The organism is Streptomyces sp. 13-12-16 (assembly GCF_002114215.1).
GTDB lineage: Bacteria > Actinomycetota > Actinomycetes > Streptomycetales > Streptomycetaceae > Streptomyces.
In genome coordinates, this window is the sequence record NZ_NCTE01000385.1 from 1 (window position 1) to 1757 (window position 1757).

1 protein-coding gene and 1 pseudogene are annotated in these 1757 nt (G+C 74.2%); one reads left to right on the forward strand and one right to left on the reverse strand.

The window, feature by feature from the left end; all coding sequences use genetic code 11:
- A pseudogene (locus tag B7767_RS15985) lies at positions 1-538 on the forward strand (hypothetical protein); the annotation flags it as partial.
- 90 nt (positions 539-628) lie between these two features.
- Here the strand turns inward: B7767_RS15985 and B7767_RS15990 are convergent.
- On the reverse strand, positions 629-1757 hold a 1129-nt coding region (locus B7767_RS15990), incomplete at its 5' end, for a serine hydrolase domain-containing protein (RefSeq protein WP_373408219.1).

The window sequence follows — 1757 nt, forward strand, 5'->3', positions numbered from 1 at the left end:
CGTGGCCGGCCTCCAGGACGCGGGCACGGTGCGCGGGCTGCTCACGGAGGCGGTGCGCGGCGGCTTCTGCGACCCGGCGGCGGTGGTGCGCGAGCTGACCGCCGCGAAGCTGCTGAACCGGCCGCACGTGGTGGACGCGGTGGACTCGCTGCTGGCCGAGGGACGGACGCTGGCGGAGTCCCGGCTGTACCGGATGGTGCGCGAGCACGGCCTGCCCGACCCGTGCTGGAACGTCGACCTGCGGCTGCCGGGCGGACCCCACCTCGGCGGCCTGGACGCGTACTGGCCGGAGCACGCGGTGGCGGTGGAGCTGGACACCCGCGCGCCGCGCCCGGGCCGGCGGCCCGGCGACGAGGCCGAGTGGTCGGAGTACGCCCGCAAGCGCGAACACCTGGAACGCCTCGGCATCACGGTCGTCCACATCACCCCGCGCAAGCTCCGGGACGCGATGGAGCAGCAGGCGGCGGTGGTCCGTACGGCGCTGATCGCCTCGGCCGACCGCGACCCGTCGGCGTACGTCGTGGTGCTGCCCCGGTAGGGGGCCGGGGCAGCACCGTCGGGAGGGGGCCGGAGGGGCCGCCGGGAGCCGTCGCCCGGTGGCCCCTCCCGTGTGTCCGGGCCGCGGGCGTCAGCCGCCGCAGAACTCCGCCTCGATCACCGCCTCGGTGTCCCCCGCCCAGTCACCGTTGAGGTTGAACGCCAGGGAGTGCCGGCCGTCCTCCGTCGTGACGGCCTCGGACACGGAGCCGTGGATGCCGCCGCCGTGGCCCCAGACGGCCACGCCGCAGCTCAGCGTGGTCCTCATCAGGCCCAGGCCGTAGGCGCGGGTGGCGTCCACGGGGACCATGGTGGTCATCTCCTCCAGTTGCTCCCGGGGGAGCAGCCGGCCCGTCAGCAGGGCGCGGTAGAAGCGGTTCAGGTCCTTGGAGTCGGAGATCATCTCGCCCGCCGAGTGGGCGAGGGACGGGTTGATGCGCGTGACGTCGTACGTGGGGCCGGTCGCGGTCGGTGCCAGCTTGGAGTAGGCGCGGCTGCTGGGGCGGGGCAGGGAGGAACGGGTGCCGGGGACCGAGGTGGCGGTCAGGTGCAGGGGGTCGATGACGCGCCGGCGGACCTCCTCGCCGTAGGGGCGGCCGGTGGCCTTCTCGATCACCATGCCGGCCAGGACGTAGTTGGTGTTGGAGTAGTTCCAGGAGGTGCCGGGCTCGAAGTCCGGCTCGTGGGCCAGGGCGATCCGTACGAGTTCCTCCGGGGCCAGGGTGTCGTAGCGGTGCTCGAAGAAGCCGCCCTCCTTCGTGAAGTACATGCGGCCGAAGTCCTCGTCCGCCGTGTAGTCGAAGACGCCGCTGGTGTGGTTCAGCAGTTGCCTGAGGGTGATCCGGGTGCCGTCGTGGCCGTTGCCGGTCACCAGGCCGGGCAGCCAGGTGTCGACGGTGTCGTCCAGGGACAGCTTCCCCTCGGCCTCCAGTTGCAGCAGTACCGTCGCCACGAAGGTCTTGGTGATGCTGCCGACCCGGTAGCGGTCCTGCGGGGAACGCTTCCGTTCCGTGCGGAGGTCGCCCACCCCGGCGGTCGCCGCCCAGGTGCCCCTCCCGTCCCGCGCCGTCGCCGTCACACCGGGCACGCCCGCGGCGACCGCGGCCTCCATCGCCCGGTGGGTCGCCCGGTGGTCACCGGTGGCGGTGGCGGCGGTGGTGCTCCCCGTTCCGGCTCCGGGGCCCGAAGGCGCCGCCACGGCGGGGGCCGCCCGGGGCGCC